Origin of the sequence: Aquabacterium sp. (assembly GCF_004297345.1) — a bacterium.
In the GTDB taxonomy this organism is placed as follows: Bacteria; Pseudomonadota; Gammaproteobacteria; order Burkholderiales; family Burkholderiaceae_C; genus Aquabacterium.
The window spans coordinates 1-3,520 of the sequence record NZ_SCTN01000077.1 but is presented as its reverse complement, the minus strand read 5'-3'; the positions used below and the strand labels follow the sequence as shown (position 1 = coordinate 3,520).

The 3,520-nt window shown below is 62.4% G+C and carries 3 protein-coding genes and 1 pseudogene; 1 reads left to right on the top strand and 3 read right to left on the bottom strand.

Annotation, left to right across the window (positions count from 1 at the left end; genetic code table 11):
- A pseudogene (locus tag EPO09_RS02285) lies at positions 1–213 on the top strand (hypothetical protein); the annotation flags it as partial.
- Between the two features lie 36 nt (positions 214–249).
- Here the strand turns inward: EPO09_RS02285 and EPO09_RS02280 are convergent.
- The 3 genes from EPO09_RS02280 to EPO09_RS02270 are packed head-to-tail and all read right to left on the bottom strand — an operon-like array spanning position 250 to position 3,261.
- Positions 250–1,398, bottom strand: coding sequence for an ABC transporter permease (locus tag EPO09_RS02280; RefSeq protein WP_290639756.1), 1,149 nt, complete (start codon positions 1,396–1,398; stop codon positions 250–252).
- A complete protein-coding gene (locus EPO09_RS02275) occupies positions 1,376–2,302 on the bottom strand; it encodes an ABC transporter ATP-binding protein (RefSeq protein WP_290639754.1) in 927 nt (308 codons plus the stop codon). The genes EPO09_RS02280 and EPO09_RS02275 overlap by 23 nt, the downstream gene beginning before the upstream one ends.
- Entirely contained in the window at positions 2,299–3,261 is a 963-nt protein-coding gene (locus EPO09_RS02270; RefSeq protein WP_290639752.1) for an HlyD family efflux transporter periplasmic adaptor subunit, read from the bottom strand. The genes EPO09_RS02275 and EPO09_RS02270 overlap by 4 nt, the downstream gene beginning before the upstream one ends.
- Between the last annotated feature and the right edge of the window lie 259 nt (positions 3,262–3,520).

The window sequence follows — 3,520 nt, the reverse complement described above, 5'->3', positions numbered from 1 at the left end:
GGCAATGCCGTGGAGCGCTTCGGTACACGTGAAGACGCCATCGAAATTCTGTTGCAGACGGCCAATGGTCAGCGTCGCTCCATTGTGCAGGCCAAGGGCAACGAGACCCTCAACCCAGGTGATGCCGTCATTCTCGTGACGACCAGCGGCAAGACCCGCGTGATGCTGGCACCCAAGGTGACGGCGCCGCAAGCGGTTCCTGCAGCCAAGTGATCGCATGGGCTGCCCGACTTGATCGGTGCGGCCTGTTCAATCCAGCGTCTGACGGTAGCGCAGCATCGCCAGTGCGCCGACGATCAGCGTGAAGGCCAACATGGGCCACATCTCGTGGCCCACTTCGGCCAGGGTTGAGCCCTTGAGCATGACCCCTCTGACGACGCGCAGGAAGTGCGTCACAGGCAGTGCTTCACCTATCCATTGCGCCCAGGTCGGCATGCCCCTGAAGGGGAACATGAAGCCCGAGATCATGATGTTGGGCAGGAAGAAGAAGATGGCCATTTGCATGGCCTGCAGCTGCGTGCGTGCCACGGTCGAGAACAGGAATCCCACCACCAGGGTGGCGATGATGAAGATCAGCACGGAGACCGTGAGCAGCAGGTAGCTGCCGAACATGGGCACGTCAAACAGCACCCGCGAGGCAATGTAGACCATCAGCACCTGCAGGTAGCCGATCACCACATAGGGCAGGATCTTGCCCATCATCACTTCAATGGGTTTGACCGGCGTGGCCAGCAGGTTTTCCAGCGTGCCGCGTTCGCGTTCGCGCGTCATGGCCATGGCGGTCATCATCACCAGTGTCATGACCAGGATGATGCCCATGAGCCCCGGCACGACGTTGTAGGCCGTGATGCCTTCGGGGTTGTAGCGGCGATGTACGCGCAACTCGAACGGGGCTTCCTTGGCGCGCAGATGGGCCAACGGGCCGCGCAGCTCGGTTTGCAGCGCCAGGGCAGGCAACTGGTTGAGCGCGGCAATGGCCCCGCCCGAGGTGGAAGGGTCGCTGGCATCACCATAGACGGTGATGACCGGGTGTTCGCCGCGCAGCAACTTGCGGCTGAAATCCGAAGGCAGCACGATGGCAAATTGCACCAGGCCTGCGCTGATCTGGCGTTCGGCCTCGGCTTCGCTGACGAGGCCTTGTATATCGAAGTAGCCCGTGTTCTCGATGGCGCGGATGACGCTGCGGCTGATCGGGCTGTTGTCCACGGTGGCCACGACAGTGGGTAAATGCTTGGGATCGCCGTTGATCGCGTAGCCGAACAGGATGAGCTGGATCAGCGGGATGCCGATCAGCATGGCCAGGGTCAGGCGGTCGCGCCGCAGTTGCACGAACTCCTTGCGCAGCACCGACCAGACCCGGCGCCAGGACAAGGCCTTATCGGAAATTGTCTTGGGCATGCTGGCTCAGGTGGATGAAGACGTCTTCGAGGCCGGTCGGGATGGTGCGAATCTGCCAGGGGTGATCCGGTTCGATGCTGGACAGCCAGCCACCGAAGTCTCGTCCCGTCACGCTGCTCACATGGATCTCGGTACCGAAAGGCACGGCCATCCAGTGTTGGTGCTGCGCGGTCAGGGCCATGACGCGATCGAGTTGCGGGCCGGTCACTTCCCAGGTCTTGAGCTTCGAGCTGGCGATCACGTCTTGCGTGGTGCCGGAGGTCAACAGCTTGCCGTAGGAAATGTAGGCCAGGCGATGGCAACGCTCGGCTTCATCCATGTAGTGCGTGCTGACCAGCACGGTCAGGCCCTCGGCGGCCAGCAGGTGGATCTGGTGCCAGAAATCGCGGCGGGCCTTGGGGTCCACGCCGGCAGTGGGTTCATCGAGCAGCAGCAGTTCGGGTTCGTGCAGCAGGCATGCGGCGAGCGCCAGGCGTTGCTTCCAGCCGCCGGACAGCGAGCCGGCCAGTTGCTGGCGGCGCTCGTACAGGCCGAGCTTGTCCAGCGTCTGGCGCACCAGTTCGCGGCCCTTGGGCATGTCGTAGACCTCGGCGATGAAGCGCAGGTTTTCTTCGATCGACAGGTCTTCGTACAGGCCGAACTTCTGCGTCATGTAGCCGGTGCGGAGCTTGATCTGGCGCGATTGCGTGAGCAGATCGAAGCCCAGGCAGTGGCCTTCGCCGGCGCAAGGTTCCAGCAGGCCACACAGCATGCGGATCGTGGTGGTCTTGCCGCTGCCGTTGGGACCAAGGAAGCCGCAGATCTCGCCGCGGCGCACCTGGATGTCGATGCCATCGACCACAGTGCGGTCGCCAAATTGTTTGGTCAGGCCGCGTACATCAATGGCCAGATCCGCGCCGTTCATGGCATCAGGCTCACGGTCAGGGGCTGGCCGGGTTTGAGTTGGGCGGCCTGAGCATCTACCGGCGTGGCCTCGATCATGAAGACGAGCTTGCCTTTGCTCTCATTGCTGTAGATCACCGGTGGTGTGAACTCGGCTTGGGCGGAGATGTAGTTGATGCGCGCCTGGCCCTGGCTGCAGCCGTCGCATTGGAAGGCCACGGTTTGCCCGACCTTGGCCTTTGCCAGATCGGCTTGCGGCACGAAGAAGCGGACCTTCACGCCTTTGTCAGGCAGCAAGGCCACAACCGGGGAGCCAGGTGCCACCCATTCCCCGGGGCGGTACAGCACATCAAACACGGTGGCATTGAGAGGAGCGCTGCGCGCCTTCTGGCCTTGTGCCCACGTGGATTGGGATACCTGGGCGCTGGCTGCGAGCACTTCAGCGCGTGCGGCCTGGATGGTGTCAGGGCGTGCGGCATCGCGCGCCAGGGCCAACTGGGCTTCCAGCTCTTTGACGCGAGCCACATCGCGTGTCTGCGTGGCTTCCAGTTCGTCCATCTGCGCGGCAGACACAAATCCTTGATGGATCAGTTCACGCTGGCGCTTGAGTTGCGAGGTGGACATGTCGCGCGCAGCTCGTGCTTGCACAAGCTGCGCTTCGATCGCGGCGATCTCTTCCGAGCGGCGGCCTTTGCTCAAGTCAGCCAGTTGTGCATTGGCGCGGCTTTGTTGGGCCACGGCGGCATCACGGGAATAGGTTTCCGCGCTGGCATCTACCTGGAACAAGGGCTTGCCGGATGCGATGTGGTCGCCACGCTGTACGGTCAGGCCTTGCAGGATGCCGCCAGCGGAGGGGGCGATGTAGATCAGGTCGGCCTCGGCATAACCGGAATACGCGGGCAGGGGATCCTGCTTGCACGCCGCCAGCAAACTGATCAGAAGCAGCCCGGTCCCCACCTGGACGAGCTTGACGTTGTTCATGTATGGACTCCGCAATCCGATGACCGGGTGGCATATGTGATGCCAAGCTCGGTTTGACAGCCAGCGTTATACCTGCTGATTCAGGACAGCTGTCCTTTTTCGTGACAGCTGTTGTTTCTTGTCAAGCCTCGTTTTGGCTCTCGCTGCGTGCTTGTGTGGCCAGCGGTGCCAGTTCGGCCTCGGTCAGTGTTTCGTGAGTCAGCAGCAGTTGTGCGCCTTGTTCCAGCAAGTCTCGCCTGGCTTGCAGGCCTTCCATCGC